18 protein-coding genes are annotated in these 16,952 nt (G+C 72.6%); 11 read left to right on the forward strand and 7 right to left on the reverse strand.

What is annotated here, in order from left to right:
- Positions 1-71 precede the first annotated feature (71 nt).
- Genes IMZ35_RS09675 through IMZ35_RS09690 form a run of 4 tightly spaced genes read right to left on the reverse strand, consistent with a single transcriptional unit; the run spans position 72 to position 3,024 of the window.
- Positions 72-1,091, reverse strand: a complete 1,020-nt coding sequence (locus IMZ35_RS09675; RefSeq protein WP_199440635.1) for a CopD family protein — start codon at positions 1,089-1,091, stop codon at positions 72-74.
- Complete coding sequence (locus tag IMZ35_RS09680) at positions 1,088-1,663, reverse strand: copper resistance CopC family protein (protein ID WP_199440636.1); 576 nt, start codon at positions 1,661-1,663, stop codon at positions 1,088-1,090. Before IMZ35_RS09680 ends, IMZ35_RS09675 begins: the two co-directional genes overlap by 4 nt.
- Positions 1,660-2,439 (reverse strand): YcnI family copper-binding membrane protein, encoded by a 780-nt coding sequence (locus tag IMZ35_RS09685; RefSeq protein WP_199440637.1) that lies wholly within the window; start codon positions 2,437-2,439, stop codon positions 1,660-1,662. Before IMZ35_RS09685 ends, IMZ35_RS09680 begins: the two co-directional genes overlap by 4 nt.
- Positions 2,440-2,487: 48 nt before the next feature.
- On the reverse strand, positions 2,488-3,024 hold the full coding sequence (locus tag IMZ35_RS09690; protein ID WP_199440638.1) for a hypothetical protein: 537 nt from the start codon (positions 3,022-3,024) through the stop codon (positions 2,488-2,490).
- 247 nt (positions 3,025-3,271) lie between these two features.
- On the opposite strand from IMZ35_RS09690, the gene IMZ35_RS09695 reads away from it, so the two are divergent.
- From IMZ35_RS09695 to IMZ35_RS09715, 5 genes are read left to right on the forward strand one after another with little or no spacing between them, the layout of a single operon-like run.
- The gene (locus tag IMZ35_RS09695; protein ID WP_199440639.1) at positions 3,272-5,005 is read left to right on the forward strand and encodes a BCCT family transporter; all 1,734 of its coding nucleotides are present in this window, start codon (positions 3,272-3,274) and stop codon (positions 5,003-5,005) included.
- The gene (locus IMZ35_RS09700; RefSeq protein WP_199440640.1) at positions 5,002-5,652 is read left to right on the forward strand and encodes an ABC transporter permease; all 651 of its coding nucleotides are present in this window, start codon (positions 5,002-5,004) and stop codon (positions 5,650-5,652) included. Before IMZ35_RS09695 ends, IMZ35_RS09700 begins: the two co-directional genes overlap by 4 nt.
- Complete coding sequence (locus IMZ35_RS09705; RefSeq protein WP_307867892.1) at positions 5,642-6,772, forward strand: ABC transporter ATP-binding protein; 1,131 nt, start codon at positions 5,642-5,644, stop codon at positions 6,770-6,772. Before IMZ35_RS09700 ends, IMZ35_RS09705 begins: the two co-directional genes overlap by 11 nt.
- Entirely contained in the window at positions 6,769-7,533 is a 765-nt protein-coding gene (locus IMZ35_RS09710; RefSeq protein WP_199440641.1) for an ABC transporter permease, read from the forward strand. Before IMZ35_RS09705 ends, IMZ35_RS09710 begins: the two co-directional genes overlap by 4 nt.
- Positions 7,530-8,501 carry a glycine betaine ABC transporter substrate-binding protein gene (locus tag IMZ35_RS09715; protein WP_199440642.1) on the forward strand — a complete coding sequence of 324 codons (972 nt, stop codon included), beginning with the start codon at positions 7,530-7,532 and terminating at the stop codon, positions 8,499-8,501. Before IMZ35_RS09710 ends, IMZ35_RS09715 begins: the two co-directional genes overlap by 4 nt.
- Before the next feature lie 37 nt (positions 8,502-8,538).
- On the opposite strand, the gene IMZ35_RS09720 is transcribed toward IMZ35_RS09715, so the two are convergent.
- Positions 8,539-8,985 (reverse strand): DUF6474 family protein, encoded by a 447-nt coding sequence (locus tag IMZ35_RS09720; RefSeq protein ID WP_199440643.1) that lies wholly within the window; start codon positions 8,983-8,985, stop codon positions 8,539-8,541.
- A 95-nt stretch (positions 8,986-9,080) separates the two neighbouring features.
- Here IMZ35_RS09720 and IMZ35_RS09725 point away from each other — a divergent pair, with 95 nt between their 5' ends.
- Positions 9,081-10,721, forward strand: coding sequence for a TM0106 family RecB-like putative nuclease (locus IMZ35_RS09725; protein ID WP_199440644.1), 1,641 nt, complete (start codon positions 9,081-9,083; stop codon positions 10,719-10,721).
- A gap of 39 nt (positions 10,722-10,760) precedes the next feature.
- Here IMZ35_RS09725 and IMZ35_RS09730 read toward each other — a convergent pair whose 3' ends face one another.
- Positions 10,761-11,525 (reverse strand): SDR family NAD(P)-dependent oxidoreductase, encoded by a 765-nt coding sequence (locus tag IMZ35_RS09730; RefSeq protein ID WP_199440645.1) that lies wholly within the window; start codon positions 11,523-11,525, stop codon positions 10,761-10,763.
- Positions 11,526-11,893: 368 nt separating this feature from the next.
- Between IMZ35_RS09730 and IMZ35_RS09735 the strand changes: the two genes are divergently transcribed.
- The 5 genes from IMZ35_RS09735 to IMZ35_RS09755 all read left to right on the forward strand — a co-directional run bounded on the left by IMZ35_RS09735 (position 11,894) and on the right by IMZ35_RS09755 (position 16,422).
- On the forward strand, positions 11,894-13,693 hold the full coding sequence (locus tag IMZ35_RS09735) for a gamma-glutamyltransferase family protein (RefSeq protein ID WP_199440646.1): 1,800 nt from the start codon (positions 11,894-11,896) through the stop codon (positions 13,691-13,693).
- A gap of 137 nt (positions 13,694-13,830) precedes the next feature.
- Positions 13,831-14,619 carry a helix-turn-helix domain-containing protein gene (locus IMZ35_RS09740; RefSeq protein ID WP_199440647.1) on the forward strand — a complete coding sequence of 263 codons (789 nt, stop codon included), beginning with the start codon at positions 13,831-13,833 and terminating at the stop codon, positions 14,617-14,619.
- A 10-nt stretch (positions 14,620-14,629) separates the two neighbouring features.
- Positions 14,630-14,857: a DUF397 domain-containing protein gene (locus tag IMZ35_RS09745; RefSeq protein ID WP_307867893.1), complete on the forward strand. Its 228-nt coding sequence runs from the start codon at positions 14,630-14,632 to the stop codon at positions 14,855-14,857.
- A 21-nt stretch (positions 14,858-14,878) separates the two neighbouring features.
- Positions 14,879-15,763, forward strand: a complete 885-nt coding sequence (locus IMZ35_RS09750) for a sensor histidine kinase (protein ID WP_199440649.1) — start codon at positions 14,879-14,881, stop codon at positions 15,761-15,763.
- Positions 15,760-16,422, forward strand: coding sequence for a response regulator (locus IMZ35_RS09755; protein WP_199440650.1), 663 nt, complete (start codon positions 15,760-15,762; stop codon positions 16,420-16,422). The genes IMZ35_RS09750 and IMZ35_RS09755 overlap by 4 nt, the downstream gene beginning before the upstream one ends.
- On the opposite strand, the gene IMZ35_RS09760 is transcribed toward IMZ35_RS09755, so the two are convergent.
- The gene (locus IMZ35_RS09760; RefSeq protein WP_199440651.1) at positions 16,419-16,793 is read right to left on the reverse strand and encodes a hypothetical protein; all 375 of its coding nucleotides are present in this window, start codon (positions 16,791-16,793) and stop codon (positions 16,419-16,421) included. The genes IMZ35_RS09755 and IMZ35_RS09760 overlap by 4 nt on opposite strands.
- Between the last annotated feature and the right edge of the window lie 159 nt (positions 16,794-16,952).

Genomic DNA, 16,952 nt, shown 5'->3' on the forward strand with positions numbered 1-16,952 from the left:
GCCCTCGGTGGCGACGTTCTACGTGAAACAATTCCGGGTTGTCCACAGGGTTGTCCACAGGGGTGGACGAGTCAGCTCACCGGGGCTCTGGACAGGACGACGGCCAGGCCGAAGGCCACTCCCATGATCGTCAGCTCCAGCGCGGCCCAGCCGATCACGGCCGTCGTCCGGTGCTGCGCGACGTGCGGCATCAGGCGCCAGCGGATGTTCGCGCCCAGCGCGGCCAGCAGTGCCGAGCACACGATCTTGCCCACCAGCACCAGGCCGTAGCTCGTGGTGAACAGCGACTCCGGAAGCTCCACGACCGGGTTCAGATTCAGCTCCAGCAGGCCGTTGAACAGGCCCGTTGCCGAAACCAGGATCAGTGAGACGGTCGCCAGCTTCGAGAACTTCGGCAGCGCGTCGGCCAGCAGTCCACGCCGGTGCGCGACCAGGACCACGAGCGCTCCGAGCCCTCCCGTCCACACCGCCGCACCCACCACGTGCAGCTCCATGGAGATCATCGAGTAGTCGTGGTACTTCCAGTTCGACGCGTGTCCGGTGATCGGCAGCGGCAGCAGTCCGAACACCGCGACGAGGATTCTCAGCTCGGCCGGAACGGACTCCCCGGAGCGCACGGCGAGCACGGCGATCCACAGGGAGACGAGGGCGCAGACGGCGCTGAACAGCAGCCCCTGCCCGGCCCCGACCTGGCGCACGTAGTCCACGGCCGAACCGATCGTGATCGTGGTTCCGGGCCGCAGTTCCGCGGCCTGGAGCACGATCGACAGCAGCGCGCACAGCACCCACACGGCGGCGGCGACCACGGCCGCCCGGCGGGCGATCCGCATCACCGGCTCCGTGAGGGCCGGACGCGAGAAGCCCAGCAGCTTCGGCAGCAGGCTCAGCCCCACGGCGGCGGTGGCCGCCAGGTCGAGCACGACGCGCACCAGCGGAAGACCCAACCGGACCGCGAGCCCCGGCTCCGCCACCCCCGGCACGGGGTCCTGGGCGGCGAGGAGCAGCCCGAGGAGCACGCCCAGCACACCGCCGAGCGTGGTGACCAGGAGCACGAAGTGCCTGGTGGGGAGCGCGGTCCGGTTGGTCGTCATGCCCGGCCGTCCTCCTTGCCGCCACCGCCGCGCAGCGCGAGGAACACGCCTCCGCCGAGCAGCACCACCGCGGCGACGATCCACGGCCAGATCGGCATTCCGCTCCCGCCGTCGGGAGAGTTGGACGCCGAGCCGCTCGCGGCGGACCCGGTCGCCCTGATCTCCGACTCCGGCGCCGGGGTGCCGGTGCCGGCCGTGGTGAGGGTGAACTTCACCGAGCCGGTCACGGGGTGGCCGTCGGCGGACAGGATCCGGTAGCCGACGGTGTACTCGGCGGCCGGGCCGAGCGGCCTGACCTGCGCCGTCACCACGTTGTCCTTGATGGTGGGGGCGCTGGCGGCTTCCCAGTGACTCCCGTCCGGACCGATCACGGTGACGGTGTTGATGTCCTCACCGCCCTGCACCGGCTGGTCGAACGTCAGGGTCAGCTGCCGCGGACCGGCGTCGACCGACGAGCCGTTCGCGGGATCGCTGCCGATCAGGACGTTGTGCGCCAGGGCGGGACCGGCGGTTCCGAGCGCCATCGCGCCGGCGATCACCGCGGACGCGAGGAGGGACGGCCAGCGCCTCATGCCCCGGAGCCCCCACCGCTGCGGCGGGACCGCAGGACAGCGCCCACGCCGACGCCGAGCCCGAGCGCGCCGACGGCGAGACCGGCTCCGGCCAGGTAGCGGGCGGTGGTGTCCTCACCGGTGGAGGACTCCGCGTGGGAGTCCTGTTCGGTGGACGCGGTGCCGGTGGACGCGGTGTTGGCGGCCGTGCCGTGGTGGTCGTCGCCCTCGGCGGCGTCCACCAGGTTCACGACGGGGGCCGGGTGCTCCGGCTCCTCGGCGCCCTCGGCGGGAGGCGGCGCGTCCCACGCGACGACCTCGCCGTTGTCGTAGGTCTGCGTGGCGACGAGCAGCAGGCTGTCGGTGTTCTCCGGCAGCGGGCCGACCGAGATGTCGAACTCGTTGAACTGGCCGGGCTCGATCCGGGTGCCGGGGTCGGCGGTCCAGGTGATGGTCCTGGCGGCCTCGGTGATCTCGGTGCCGTGGGACGTGATCGGGGTGTCGAGCGCGGCCTTGACGACCTCGCCCTTCCAGCCGGGAACCGGCTTCGTGCTCACCGAGGCCAGCGGGTGCTCGGCGGGGAGGGTGATCTCCAGCTTCACGGTGCCCGCGTTGGGGCGCTCGTTCGGCACGCGCAGGGTGATCTTGCTGTAGCCGCCCTTGACGGCGTCCTTCGGCGTGGAGGCCGTGACGTGCGCGGACGCCGTGCCGGCGGTGCTGAGGGCGACGACGCCGGCGACGCCGAGCACGGCGCAGCCGCGGGCGATCGTGCGCACGCCATATCGATTTGTCGACATTGAGTTGTTGCTCCTGAGATCCAGAGGGGTGCGGGGAAGGATTCGGAATCAGGAGAACAGCGGCGGGCCGCGCCGCCCGTGCACGCGGCACAGCAGCGCACCGGCGAGCACGTGCGGTCGCAGGTCGACGGGGGCCGCGCCGACGCGCAGCGGCGCGGACGCGGGTGGCGGCGCGAGCCTCCTCGGCACGAGCCGGGACACGGCGGCCACCAGGGAGAGCAGCGCCCGGTCCGCCCTGGCCAGCAGCAGGCCCGTGAGCAGGGCGGCCAGCGCGTGGGCGGCCGTCATCTGCCACGGGTCGATCAGCGGCTCGCGACCCGCGTGCTGGTGCCGGCCGACCGAGGTGAGCAGGGCGTGCTGGGCGATCTGCGCCGCGCCGAGCACGAGCAGGACCGACCGCGCGTCCCGCCGCCGGTCGGCCAGCGCGGTGCTCGCGGCTCCCGCCAGCACGGCCAGCGGCAGGGCGGGCAGGAACTCCGACGGCGAGCCACCGCCGACGCCGTGCGCCGTCACGGTGAGCGCGGAGGACGTGACGGCCAGCAGCACTCCGCGCAGCACGCGGGTGGGAGCAGGCCGTCCGGTCACGCCCCGAGCCTAGGAGACCGGGCACCCCCGGCGGGAGCCGGTTCTCCCGCTCACCGCGGGGCGCGGGACGAAAGGGCAGATTCGCAGAACGCTCGTACTATTTCTATTGGTGCGTTTCCCCAGGTCACAAGAGGGGAATCAGGCGGGCGGGTGCGCGCGTCGACTTGCCCTGTTCACTCGAATGGTCCACGGTGGTCGGGCTGCTGGCGGTCGGGGGATTGGCCAGAACGCCTCGGTCGCCTTGCCGATGAACGGGAAGGCACGCCACGTGACAACAAGTGAACACCCGGTGGGACAACCACTTCCGGGCACACCGCCACCGGACCGGCGGGGTCCGGCGGACGGGACGCGAAGCCCCGCCCGCACCGATCCCGTGGTGTTCGCCGTCGCCGCGGGCCTCGTGCTGGCCTTCGTCGGCTGGGGCGTCCTCGGCACGGACTCGCTGGCCTCGGCGTCCACGAGCGCGCTGAACTGGATCATCCGCAACCTGGGCTGGGCGTTCGTGCTGACGGCCTCGGGGTTCGTCGTCTTCGCGCTGTGGCTGGCCCTGAGCCGCTACGGGCGCGTCCCGCTGGGCCGCGACGACGAGGCTCCCGAGTTCTCCACGGTCTCCTGGGTCGCGATGATGTTCAGCGCGGGCATGGGCATCGGCCTGATGTTCTACGGCGTCAACGAGCCGCTCACGCACTTCGTGACCCCGCCGCCCGGCACCGTCGAGGGCGGATCGGACCAGGCCGTGCAGACCGCGATGGCGACCACGATGTTCCACTGGACGCTGCACCCGTGGGCGATCTACGCCGTCGTCGGCCTCGCCATCGCCTACGGCAGCTTCCGCCGCGGCCGCAAGCAGCTCATCAGCTCGGCGTTCGCACCGCTGCTCGGCGAGCGCCGCGCCGACGGCGGCGCGGGCAGGGCCATCGACGTCCTCGCGATCGTCGCCACCCTCTTCGGCTCGGCCGCCTCGCTCGGCCTCGGCGCGCTCCAGATCGGCAGCGGCCTGGAGGTCGCCGGCTGGGCCGGTGAGATCGGCAACGCCGTCCTCGTCGGGGTGATCGCCGTGCTCACGGCCGCGTTCATCGCCTCGGCGGTGTCCGGCGTGGCCAAGGGCGTGCAGTGGCTGTCGAACGTCAACATGGTGCTCGCCGTGGTGCTGGCGGCGTTCGTCTTCGTGGTCGGCCCGACGGTCTTCGTCCTGAACCTCGTCCCCACCGCGATCGGCGACTACTTCCGCGAGCTGGCCGACATGGCCGGTCGCACCGCGGCGTCCGGCGGCGACGCCACCGAGAAGTGGCTGTCCGGCTGGACGATCTTCTACTGGGCGTGGTGGATCTCCTGGACGCCGTTCGTCGGCATGTTCATCGCCAGGATCAGCCGCGGCCGCACGATCAGGCAGTTCGTCGCGGGCGTCATCCTCGTGCCGAGCGGCGTGAGCCTGGTGTGGTTCGTGATCCTCGGCGGCAGCGCGATCCACGCCCAGCGCGGCGGCACGGACGTCGCCGGTCGCTCGACGCCGGAGGCGCAGCTGTTCGGGCTGCTCGACACGTTCCCGTGGGCCGGGCTCACCACCGTGCTGGTGATGCTGCTCGTGGCGATCTTCTTCGTGTCCGGCGCGGACGCCGCGTCGGTCGTCATGGGGACGCTGACGCAGCGCGGCTCCATCGCGCCGAGCAGGGGCGTCGTCGTCTTCTGGGGCGCTCTCACCGGCCTCGTCGCGGCGGTGATGCTGCTGCTCGGAGGCTCGGACGCGCTGAAGGGTCTCCAGAACACCACGATCATCGCGGCCCTGCCGTTCGTCGTGGTGATGATCGGGCTGTGCGTGTCGCTCGCCAAGGACCTGCGCAGTGATCCGCTGATCCGCAAGGAGGAGCGCGTGGCCGAGGTCATGGACGAGGTGACCACCCGCATCGACGACCCGGAGCACCCCGGTGACACCATCCCGGTGGTCGACGAGCCGGTCGCCGAGCGGGCGGGCCGCCCGTGAGCTTCTCCGACTACGTCGCCTCCCGCTGGGAGCAGTTGCTGACCGACTCGTGGCTGCACGTCAGCGGGGTCGTGCAGGCCACCGTCCTGGCGACGGTCCTGAGCCTGCTGATCGGCGTCGCGGTCTACCGCAGTCCCGTCGGCTCGGCCGTCGCGACGGCGCTGACCAGCGCGATCCTCACCATCCCGTCGTTCGCCATGCTCGGCCTGCTGATCCCCGTGCTGGGGCTCGGCGTCGCGCCGACGATGACGGCGCTGGTGCTCTACGCGCTGCTGCCGATCGTGCGGAACACCATCGTCGGACTGTCCGGCGTGGACCCGGCGGTCGTGGACGCGGCGCGCGGCATCGGCATGAGCCGCTTCGACGTCCTGACCAGGATCGAGCTGCGGCTCGCGTGGCCCGCGGTCCTCGCCGGGATGCGGGTGTCCACGCAGATGCTCATGGGAATCGCGGCCATCGCCGCCTACGCCAAGGGCTTCGGCCTCGGCAACGTCATCTTCAGCGGGCTGGCCAGGGTCGGCAGCGCGAACGCGGTGAACTCTGCTCTCGCGGGCACGGTGCTCGTGGTGCTCCTCGCGCTCGTGCTCGACGGGCTGTTCGCGCTGTTCGGCCGACTGACCACTTCGAGGGGGACACGTGGGCGTTGAGATCAGGTTGGACGAGGTCACCAAGCGCTACCCGGGGCAGAAGGAGCCCGCGGTCGACCGCTTCTCGATGACGATTCCCGAGGGGGAGATCGTCGTGTTCGTCGGGCCGTCCGGCTGCGGCAAGACGACCACCATGAAGATGATCAACCGGTTGATCGAGCCCACGTCGGGCACGATCACGATCGGCGGCGAGGACGCGCTGTCGATCGACCCGGACGAGCTGCGCCGCAGCATCGGCTACGCGATCCAGCAGGCCGGGCTGTTCCCGCACCTCACGGTCGCGCAGAACGTCGCCGTCGTGCCCGGACTGCTCCGGTGGGACAAGAAGAGGGTGTCCGACCGGGTGGACGAGATGCTCGACCTCGTCGGGCTGGACGCCGGTGAGTTCCGCGACCGCTACCCGCGCCAGCTCTCCGGCGGGCAGCAGCAGCGCGTCGGCGTGGCCCGCGCGCTCGCGGCCGACCCGCCGGTCCTGCTCATGGACGAGCCGTTCGGCGCGGTCGACCCCATCACCAGGGGGAACCTCCAGGACGAGCTGATGAGCCTGCAGGCGGAGCTGCACAAGACGATCGTCTTCGTCACGCACGACTTCGACGAGGCCGTGAAGCTCGGCGACCGCATCGCCGTGCTCGGGCCGCGCTCGACGATCCTCCAGTACGACACGCCGGAGGCGATCCTCGCCAACCCGGCGGACGACACCGTGGCCGGGTTCGTCGGCGCGGGCGCGTCGCTCAAGCAGCTCACCCTGCAACGGGTGCGCGACGTCGAGCTGAGCGAGGTGCCCACGGCGTCGGTCGGCGACGACCCCGCCGCCCTGCGCGCCGCGCTGGGCTCCCGGCGCGGCGCGATCGGCCTGGTGCTGGACGTGCGGCGACGTCCGATGCGCTGGGTGTCCTCGCACGACCTGGCCGGTGCCGCGTCCCTGGGCGCGGCGGGTCGCGCGGTCGAGGACACCGTGTCCACCCAGTCGACGCTCCAGGACGCGCTGGAGGCGATCCTCACCGACGACGGCGGCCTGGCCGTCGTGGTGAAGGCGCGCGGCGAGTACGCGGGCGTCGTCACCATCGACACGCTGATGGCGACGATCCGGCAGATCCGGGAGGAGGCGGTCGCCCGGTGACCGCCGAGTTCACCCCCGACTCCGGGTCGAGGCGTGCCGAGCGGCTGCGGCTGTTCGCGCAGCCGGTCGTCGTGCTGCTGATCCTCGCCGGTGTGCTGCTGTGGGCGTTCAGCCGCGACCTCGACGAGATCGAGGCGCGCAACCTCAACGCCGCGAACATCCTGACGCTGACCTGGCAGCACCTGCTGCTGACGGTGACCGTCGCGGCGATCGTGCTCGTCGTGGCGGTGCCGCTCGGCGTGGTGCTGACCCGCCGCTGGGCCCGTCCCGTCGCACCGCTGTTCCTGATCGTCGCCAACATCGGCCAGGCCGCGCCCGCCGTGGGCCTGCTGGTGCTGTTCTTCCTGTTCACGGGGAACGTCGGCTTCTGGGTGGGCGTCGGCCCGATCGCGCTCTACGCGCTGCTGCCGGTCCTGCGCAACACGATGGTGGGCCTCCAGCAGGTCGATCCGGCGCTCGTCGAGGCCGGTCGCGGCATCGGCATGTCGTCGTTCTCGGTGCTGCGCCGCATCGAGTTCCCGCTGGCGGTCCCGTACGTCCTCGCCGGTCTGCGCACGGCGCTGGTGCTCGCCGTCGGCACGGCGACGCTGGTGTTCCTCATCAGCGCGGGCGGCCTGGGCGTGCTGATCGACACCGGCTACAAGCTGGACCGGCCGTCGGTGCTGGTGGTGGGCGCGACGCTCGCCGGGACGCTGGCGCTGCTCGTCGACTGGCTCGGCAACCTCGCCGAGCAGCGACTCGGACCGAGGGGGCTGCGATGAGGCGACCGGTCGCGACACGGCTCGCCGGAGCGCTCGCGGTCGTCGGCCTGCTGTCGGGCTGCGGCCTGTCACCGGGGTCCGCCGTGCCGCTGGACGTCGGTCCCGGCTCCATCACGCCGGTCCTGGACGGCGTCGAGGTGACCGTCGGCTCGAAGGACTTCACCGAGAACATCGTCCTCGGCTACGTCGCCGAGTTCGCCCTCCAGGCGGCGGGCGCCGAGGTCAGCGATCTGACGAACATCCAGGGCTCGCAGAGCGCGCGGCAGGCGCTGCTCACCGGCCAGGTCGACCTGTACTGGGACTACACCGGCACGGCGTGGATCACCTACCTGGGCAACACCGACCCGATCCCCGACGGGCGGGAGCAGTTCGAGGCGGTGCGCGCGGCGGACGTGGGCAACGGCGTCGCCTGGCAGAACTACACGGCGTTGAACAACACCTACTCGTTCGGCGTGGACAAGGAGGTGGCGGCGCGTCTGGGCGTCACCACCATCTCCGACCTGGCCCGGCTCGCCCGCGAGCGGCCGGAGGAGGCGACGTTCTGCCTGGAGACGGAGTTCGCCAGCCGCAACGACGGGATGCCGGGGTTGCAGCGGGCGTACGAGTTCACCGTGCCGCAGGACAACGTCCGCATCCTCGGCACCGGCCCGATCTACCAGGCCGCGGCCGACGCCGACGTGTGCAACTTCGGCGAGATCTTCACGACCGACGGCCGCATCCTGGCCCTGGACCTCCAGGTGCTCGTCGACGACCGGAAGTTCTTCCCGCAGTACAACGCGGCGCTCGCCGTCCGGCGGGCGAAGCTGGACGAGGACCCGCGCATCGCGGAGGTGCTCGCGCCCGTCGCCGCGAAGCTGGACAACGACGTCATGCTCCGGCTGAACGCCAGGGTGGACGTGGACGGCGAGGACCCGGCCGACGTGGCCCGCGACTGGCTGGTGGCCGAGGGCTTCGTCACGAAGGGCTGAGCGGGGCGGTCGGCCTCGCGACCGCGAGGCCGACCGCTCAGCCGACGCCCAGGCGGCGGAGCAGGTCGGCCTCCAAGGCGTCCAGGTCCGTCGCCACGGCCCGGTGGGCCGCCTTGCGCCGCGACGTGGGCATCCGCTCCGCCGCGCGCACCGCGGCCAGGAGCTTCACCAGGCGCGACTCCGTCTCCTCCACGTACACCCGGTCCTTCGCGCGCAGCTCGTCCAGCGCGCCCGCGAAACCCGCGATGCGCGCGTGCAGCCGGGCGCCCCTGCCGCTGTAGAGCGGCAGCTCGTCCACCGCGACGCCCAGCCGCGACGCCCGGTACCGGTCGTACCGGTCGGCCAGCACTCCGGCGGTCCGCGCCACGAACGGCATCATCACCGGGACGAGAGCGGGAGCCACCACCTTCGCCACACCGATCAGGTTCTTCGCCCTGCCCGGAGTGATCCTGGGACCCTCCGGGGTCACCTTCTTGCGCGCCATCGAGGCCCCACCTCCTACCCGGAACAGTACAAAAGATCCAGATCAACGGAGGGGTCCGCTCCACATCCTCCGCTGAACGGACATACCCTGCAGGGGTGACTTCCCAGGTGCAGCTCGACGCCGGCGTGGTCACTCGTTGTCGGCGGCGGGTGCACCTCGAAAACGATCCGGACGTGGTCCAGGCGCAGTCGGCGCCTCCCGATCTCGTCGCGGAGCAGCGGAAGGCGGACGCGGCCGCGCACCGCCGGGGCGTGGCGACCGCGCTCGGCCGGATCGTCGGCTCCGATCTCATGGAGATCCCGACGGGCCCCGACGTGCGCACGGCCGACCGCGAACGGGTGACCCTCGCCGCGATGCAGGCCGGAACGCAGTTCATCTGGGGAGCCGTGCTGCCCCGCGACGAGTCCGGCGGACGCCGCGGCGGCATCGACCTGCTGGTCAAGGACTCGACCGGGTACGTGCCGGTGCTCGTCGTCCGCCACAAGATCACCGATCCGGGACAGGGCGCGCGCACGTCGTCGCTGGCCTACCCGCTGCCCGGCGCCAGCCGCGCCGACCCGCTGCGCAGGGTCCGGCCGCAGCCGCGCGACCAGCTCCGGCTGGCCCACGCCCAGCGCCAGCTCCAGGCCGCCGGGTACGCCGTGCGCGGCCGGGCGTCCGGCGGCGTGATCGGCATGGACGCCGACGTGGTGCTGTGGCACGACCTGGAGGCGCCGACCTGGCCCGGCGGGCGCACGGCGCTGTCCGAGTACGACGCGCGGTTCTCCGACCGGTTGTCGGTCGCCCACGCCGCCGCGGGCGGGGCCGAGCCGCTGGCGCGGCCGTCGCGGATCGTGGAGTGCAAGAGCTGCCCGTGGTGGCCGAACTGCGAGCAGGACCTGCGGCGCGGCCGGGACGTGAGCCTCGTCGTGCGCGGCGAGGACGCCGTGGTGCTGCGCCGGGTGGGCGTGCCCACGGTGGACGCGCTGGCCGCGCTGGACCCGGCGAAGGAGCTGACGCCCCTGGTGGGGATGCCGTTCTCCGACGCGGTGGTCCTGGCGCGGGCGTGGCTGCGGGACCTCGCGGTCGTGCGGCGCGTGCCGCGGGTGGACGTGCCGCGCGCCGACGTCGAGGTCGACGTGGACATGGAGAGCTTCGCCGACCTGGGCGCGTACCTGTGGGGCAGCCTGCTGTCGGGGGCCGACGTCGGCGAGGAGCACGGCTACCGCGCGTTCGCGACCTGGGAGCCGCTGCCCACGAACGACGAGGGGCGCTCGTTCGGGGAGTTCTGGACCTGGCTGACGGGCGTGCGGCTGCGGGCCCGCGCGCGGGGCCTGACGTTCCGCGCCTACTGCTACAACGAGCTGGCGGAGAACCGCTGGCTGCTGGCGTCCGCCGAGCGCTTCGCCGGTCAGCCGGGAGTGCCGACCATCGCGCAGGTCAAGGAGTTCATCACCTCCGACGCGTGGGTCGACCTGTTCGGCATCGTGCGCGAGCAGTTCATCTGCGCCCACGGCAAGGGCCTGAAGACGATCGCTCCGGTCGCCGGGTTCACCTGGCGCGACCCGGAGGCGGGCGGCGAGAACTCGATGCGCTGGTACCGCGACGCGGTGGGCATGGACGACGGCGAGCCGAACGACCCGCAGCGGCTGCGCCTGCTGGAGTACAACGAGGACGACGTGCGCGCCACCCACGCCCTGCGCGAGTGGATGACCTCGGACGCGATGGCCCGGCTGCCCTTCGCCGGAGACCTGTAGCGGACGCGGCCGGGACGCCCCCGGCCGCGTCCTGGCAGGTCAGCGGGGGGACATCCGGATGCCGCCGTCCATCCGGATCACTTCGCCGTTGAGGTAGTCGTGCTCCACGACCGACACGGCGAGCTGCGCGTACTCCTCCGGCAGCGCGAGGCGCTTGGGGAACGGCACGGCGGCGGCGAGCCCCTCCCGGTACTCGTCGGCGACGGTCGCCATCATCGGCGTGTCCACGATGCCGGGGGCGATGGTCATGACCCGGATGCCGGTGGACGACAGGTCGCGCGCGGCGGGCAGCGTCAGGCCGACCACGCCGCCCTTGGACGCGGAGTAGGCGATCTGACCGATCTGGCCCTCGAACGCGGCGACCGACGCGGTGTTGATCACGACGCCGCGCGCGCCGTCGGTCAGCGGCTCCGTCCGGCCGATGGCCTCGGCGGCCAGGCGCAGCACGTTGAACGTGCCGATCAGGTTGATCTCGACGACCTTGCGGAACAGGTCGAGGTCGTGCGGCCCCCTCTTGCCGACGGTCCGGCTCGACGGCCCGATGCCCGCGCAGTTCACGACGATCCGCAGCGGGTGCTCGGCGGAGGCGGCGGCCGCGGTGTCCACGGCGAGCTGCACCTGCTCGGCGGACGTCACGTCCGCTTCGAGGTAGGTGACCCCGTCGATCGCCGGAGCCTTCTCCACGCCGGCGGCCAGGTCCAGCGCGAACACCCGCGCCCCGCGCTCGGCCAGCGCGCGCACCGTCGCACCGCCCAGGCCGGACGCCCCACCCGTGACGATCGCCGCGGTACCCCTGATCTCCATGCCACTCCTCCTCGACGCGCTGCGTGCCGTCCAGGAGGTTAACGGGCGTTCAGGGGTGGTGCGGAGCGACCGTGCTCGGGGTCATCCGCGTCTGGTGCTCGTGGGCGAACCGGCGAGGTGCAGCAGGGCGACCAGCGGCACGGCGGCCAGGACCGCGAGCCCGACGAACAGTGCGGCGATGGCGAGAAGCTCCATGTGGTGAACAGTGCCCCTTTCAGGGGTTTCGGCGCGTCGTCCTCCGGTGGTGATTCGTTCTCCACCCGAGGGACTACCCAGATCACGCTCCGCTACAACCATCGTTTCTGAGAGTGGTGGCGATCTCGTTAGCGGGGGTAACAAAACCGCGCGCGCAGACGTAGGTTGTCCTGGTGTTCACCACCCGGCCGGAACTCGTCGGCACCCACGGCATGGTCGCCTCCACCCACTGGCTCGCCTCCTCGGCGGGCATGGCGGTGCTGGAGGACGGCGGCAACGCGTTCGACGCCGCGGTCACCGCGGGCTTCGTCCTCCAGGTCGTCGAACCGCACCTCAACGGCCCCGGCGGCGAGGTGCCCGTCCTGTTCGCCCGCGCGGACGACCCCGTGCCGCGCGTCCTCGCCGGTCAGGGCGTCGCGCCCGCCGGTGCGACGATCGAGCACTACACCGGTCTCGGCCTGGACCTCGTGCCCGGCAGCGGCCTGCTCGCCGCCACCGTGCCCGGCGCGTGGGACGCCTGGCTGACGCTGCTGCGCGACCACGGCACCAGGTCGCTGCGCGACGTCCTCGGCCACGCGATCGGCTACGCCCGCGACGGCTTCCCGCTGATCGAGCGCGTCTCCACCACGATCGCCACCGTCTCCGACCTGTTCCGCGACCACTGGCCGACCTCCGCCGCCCGCTGGATGCCCGGCGGCCGTCCTCCCGCGCCGGGCTCGCGCTTCCGCAACACCGCGCTCGCCGACACGTGGGAGTGGCTGCTCGCCGCCGCCGAGGCCGCCGGTTCCGACCGCGAGGCGCAGATCGAGGCCGCGCGGCGCGCGTGGTCGCAGGGCTTCGTCGCCGCGCACGTCGACGAGTTCGCCCGCACCGCGTTCCGCGACGACTCCGGCCGCGACCACGCCGGCGTGCTGACCGGCGAGGACATGGCGAACTGGGAGGCCACCTACGAGGACGCGGTGTCCGCGGAGTTCGGCGACCTGACGCTCGCCAAGCCCGGCGGCTGGACCCAGGGCCCGGTGCTGCTCCAGCAGCTCCTGCTGCTGGAGGGCTTCGCCGACCGCCTGTCCCACGTCGACGGCGTGCCCACCGCCGAGACGATCCACCTCGCCACCGAGTGCGCCAAGCTCGCGTTCGCCGACCGCGAGGCCTGGTACGGCGACACCGGAGAGGTGCCGCTGGACGTGCTGCTCTCCCGCTCCTACGCGGCCGAGCGGCGCGCGCTCGTCACCGACCGGGCGTCCCTCGACCTGCGTCCCGGCTCGCCGAACGGCGTCGAGCCCGTCCTGCCGGGCCACGTCCTGCGCGGACCCGGCGCCCGCGGGACCACCGCGACGGGCGGCGCCATCGGCGAGCCCACGGTCTCGCGCACCGGCACCACGCGCGGCGACACCGTGCACGTCGACGTCGTGGACCGCTGGGGCAACATCGTCTCCGCCACGCCGTCCGGCGGCTGGCTCCAGTCGTCGCCCACGATCCCGTCGCTCGGCTTCTGCCTGGGCAGCCGCGCGCAGATGTTCTGGCTGGACGAGGGCCTGCCCAACTCCCTCGCGCCGGGCAAGCGACCCCGCATCACCCTGTCGCCGTCCCTCGCCCTGCGCGACGGCGCACCGGCGATCGGCTTCGGCACCCCCGGCGGCGACCAGCAGGACCAGTGGCAGCTCGGGTTCTGGCTCGCGCACGTCGTGGGCGGCCTGAACCTCCAGGCGGCCATCGACTCGCCGATGTGGCACAGCAACGCGTTCCCCAGCTCGTTCTTCCCGCGCGCCTGGACCCCCGGTGAGCTGGTCGTGGAGTCCCGGATCGGCGCGGCGGCGATGGACGACCTCCGCGCCAGGGGGCACTCGGTCGTGGACGCCGGCGAGTGGGCGCTGGGCCGCCTGTCGGCCGTGGCGCGCGACGCCGGGCCGGACGGGCTGCTCCGCGCCGCCGCCAACGCCCGCGGTGCGCAGGGCTACGCCGTCGGCCGCTGACCACCCTCCGTGACGCGGCCCGGTCCGGGGGGCACCGGGCCGCGTCACCCGTCCGGTGCCGTTGCCGCCGTGAGAATCCCACTGCGCGACTCCGTCTGGAACCGTTCGGCGATCGGGCGAGGACGAGGAGGTCACCGGTGGAGACGACGTTCCGGCAGCGGCGGCTGGGGAAGGCGTTGCGGGTGCTGCGCGAGCGGGCGCGGCTCACGCAGATCGAGGCGGCGCGGGGGCTGCGGTACGACCACCGCAAGCTGAGCAGGATCGAGAACGGCCAGCGCCCGGAGTACCACGCGTTCCGCGCGATGCTCGACCTCTACGGCCTCACGGTCCCGGAGTGGGAGCCCTACCTCGACCTGTACGACCGCGCCTGCGAGAAGGGATGGTGGCAGGCGTACGGCCTGGAGGACCAGGGCTTCATCAGCGTCGAGAACGACGCCACGGCCGTGCGCGAGTTCCAGCTCGGCTACGTGCCGGGCCTCCTCCAGACGGAGGACTACATGCGCGAGGTGTTCGGTTCGTCCAGCGTCGCCCGGTCGGAGAAGTGGATCGACGCGCAGGTGGAGATCCGGCTGCGGCGGCAGCAGCGCCTGATCGAGCCGGAGCCGCTGCGGCTGCACGCGATCGTCGCGGAGAGCGCGCTGCGGACGAGCGACCGGCAGCGGCGCGTCGTCCGGCGGCGGATGGAGCTGCCCAACGTGACCGTGCAGGTCCTCCCGTCCGGCTTCCACGACGGCCTGCTCGGCTCCTTCACCGTGCTCGACCTGCCCGAACACCACGGGATCGTCTACGTCGAGCACGTCGCGGGGTCCGTGCACATCGACGGCCCAGAACGGGTCGGGGCCACTAGGCTGCTGTTCGAGCACCTCTCGGAGCGAGCGCTGACTCCCGAGCAGTCCGCCGCGTGGATCGAGGGGCAACGGGGATGAGGTGTCGGCGGTGAACGGTCTTCGGTGGCGCAAGAGCACCCGCAGCGGCAGTGGCGGCAACGGGAACTGCGTCGAGGTGGCGCACACCGGCGCGATCCGCGACACGAAGAACCCGGCCGTGGTGCTGACGGCCGACTGGCCCGCGTTCCTCGCGGCGGCCAAGAGCGGCGTCTTCGACGCGGGTACGCCGGGAAGCGCAGGCGGGGGCTGCGCTGCTCGGGGGACGAGCGGACGCTGAACCCGGCGTAGCGTCGCCGGTGTGCGCCGGCGTCGGCTGTTCATCGTCCCCCCGGCGGTGTTCGCGCTGGTCGGGGCCACGGCCAGCCGCGGCTGGGAGCCGCCGCACCCCCTGGTCCACCTGTGGATCACCGGCACGTTCGCCCTGCTGGCGCTGCCGCAGCGGTACCGGTTCGCCGTCGTCGTCGCCACCGCGGCGTCCGCGTACCTCTACCACGCCGTCGCCCACCAGGGCGGGCCGCTCGTCCTCGCCCCGCTGATCGCCCTGTTCGTGCTGCGCCGGGACCAGGTGGTGGAACGCCGCCGCGCCCGCCAGCAGGAGGAGCGCGCCCGGATCGCCCGCGAGGTCCACGACGTCGTGGCGCACAGCCTCGCGATGATCAACGTTCAGGCGGGCGTGGCCGCGCACGTCGCCGACCGGCGGCCGGAGGAGGCGGTCACGGCGCTGCTCGCGATCAAGGAGGCCAGCCGGACCGCGCTGGTCGACCTGCGGGCCGCGCTCGGGATGCTGCGCTCCGGTGACGGCACCAGCCCCGTGCCGGGCCTGGCGAGGCTGTCCGAGCTGATCGGACCGGTCGGCCTGCCGGTCGAGGTGCGCGGGGAGCCGGGCGAGCTGCCGGCGCACCTCGACGCCACCGCGTACCGGATCGTGCAGGAGGCGCTCACCAACGTCGTGCGGCACGCGCGCGGAGCCACCCGCGTCACCGTGGCGTTCGACCGCGAGGACGACGTGCTGCGGCTGACCGTGTCCGACGACGGGACCGGCGCCGGCGACGCGGGGCCGGGCAACGGCGTCCGCGGGATGCGCGAGCGCGTCGAGGCCGTCGGCGGCGTGCTGGACGCGGGAGGATTCCCCGGTGGCGGCTTCCGGGTGCGAGCCGTCCTGCCCGTGGGAGGCGCGCGGTGATCAGGGTCGTGCTGGCCGACGACCAGGCGCTCGTGCGCGCCGGGTTCCGGCTGCTGCTGGAGACCGAGGACGGCTTCACCGTCGTCGGCGAGGCCGGCGACGGGGAGCGGGCCGTCGAGCTGGCCCGCGAGCACCGGCCCGACGTGGTCGTGATGGACGTCAGGATGCCCGGCGTCGACGGACTGGAGGCGACCGGGCGCATCGCGGGCGACCCCGGTCTGGCGGGGGTGCGGGTGCTGGTGCTGACGACGTTCGACGTCGACGAGTACGTGTTCGAGGCGCTGCGCGCCGGGGCCAGCGGGTTCCTGCTGAAGGACACCGAGCCGGTCGACCTGCTGCGCGCGCTGCGCGTCGTGGCGGCGGGGGACGCGCTGCTCGCGCCGAGCGTGACCCGCAGGCTCATCGCGGAGTACGCGGCACGCCCCGAGCACCGCCGGCCGGACCACGCGACGCTGCGGGAGCTGACGACGCGGGAGCGCGAGGTGCTGGCGCTGGTGGCGGGCGGGTTGTCCAACGACGAGATCGCGGCCCACCTGGTGATCAGCCCGGCGACGGCGCGCACGCACGTCAGCCGCACCATGGTCAAGGTGGGCGCGCGCGACCGCGCGCAACTGGTGGTGCTGGCCTACGAGTCGAAGCTGGTGGTTCCCCGGAGCTAGGCGATGGCGCCGGGCGGCAGCTTCAGCCGGAACGGCAGCGTCGTCACCACGGCCAGGTCGGACGCCGTCCGCCGCATGAGCGTCGGCGCGTTGCGCGCGCCGGGCTCGGGGAGGTCGATCAACCGGTCCACGGCCTCGATCAGAGGCCCCTCGTAGATCCACACGGCCTGGGCCGGACGGCCGGAGTCGCGCACCACGGGCAACCTGCCGGCGCGGGCCTCGGTCTCCGACCAGAACAGGATCGAGTCGATGAAGCCTCTGCGCTGCTTGAACGCCATGATCCGGTCGAGCTGGCCGTCGTCGTCCCGCAGGTGCAGGAACTGAAAGCCGCTTTCGCGCAACTCGATGACCTTGCTGAGCGCTTGGTCCACGGCGCACCTACCTCTTCGAGGTCCCCTGTAGGCACAGGCAGTCGTATGACTCAAAATGATCGTACGCTAAGTGCACAATAGACCATAAGATCTAGGCCGACCGGGTGTTGCAGCACGATCAACTCTGACTGTCCGTCCCCGTTTTCCTGCTGTTCATCT

The organism is Umezawaea beigongshangensis, assembly GCF_016464305.1.
Lineage (GTDB): Bacteria > Actinomycetota > Actinomycetes > Mycobacteriales > Pseudonocardiaceae > Umezawaea_A > Umezawaea_A beigongshangensis.

Excerpts from the sequence above, each read along its gene's own strand:
- IMZ35_RS09715 (WP_199440642.1), top strand. The coding sequence starts at position 7,530 with ATGAGGCGACCGGTCGCGACACGGCTCGCCGGAGCGCTCGCGGTCGTC.
- IMZ35_RS09685 (WP_199440637.1), bottom strand. The coding sequence starts at position 2,439 with ATGTCGACAAATCGATATGGCGTGCGCACGATCGCCCGCGGCTGCGCC.
- IMZ35_RS09675 (WP_199440635.1), bottom strand. The coding sequence starts at position 1,091 with ATGACGACCAACCGGACCGCGCTCCCCACCAGGCACTTCGTGCTCCTG.
- IMZ35_RS09695 (WP_199440639.1), top strand. The coding sequence starts at position 3,272 with ATGAACGGGAAGGCACGCCACGTGACAACAAGTGAACACCCGGTGGGA.
- IMZ35_RS09680 (WP_199440636.1), bottom strand. The coding sequence starts at position 1,663 with ATGAGGCGCTGGCCGTCCCTCCTCGCGTCCGCGGTGATCGCCGGCGCG.
- IMZ35_RS09730 (WP_199440645.1), bottom strand. The coding sequence starts at position 11,525 with ATGGAGATCAGGGGTACCGCGGCGATCGTCACGGGTGGGGCGTCCGGC.
- IMZ35_RS09720 (WP_199440643.1), bottom strand. The coding sequence starts at position 8,985 with ATGGCGCGCAAGAAGGTGACCCCGGAGGGTCCCAGGATCACTCCGGGC.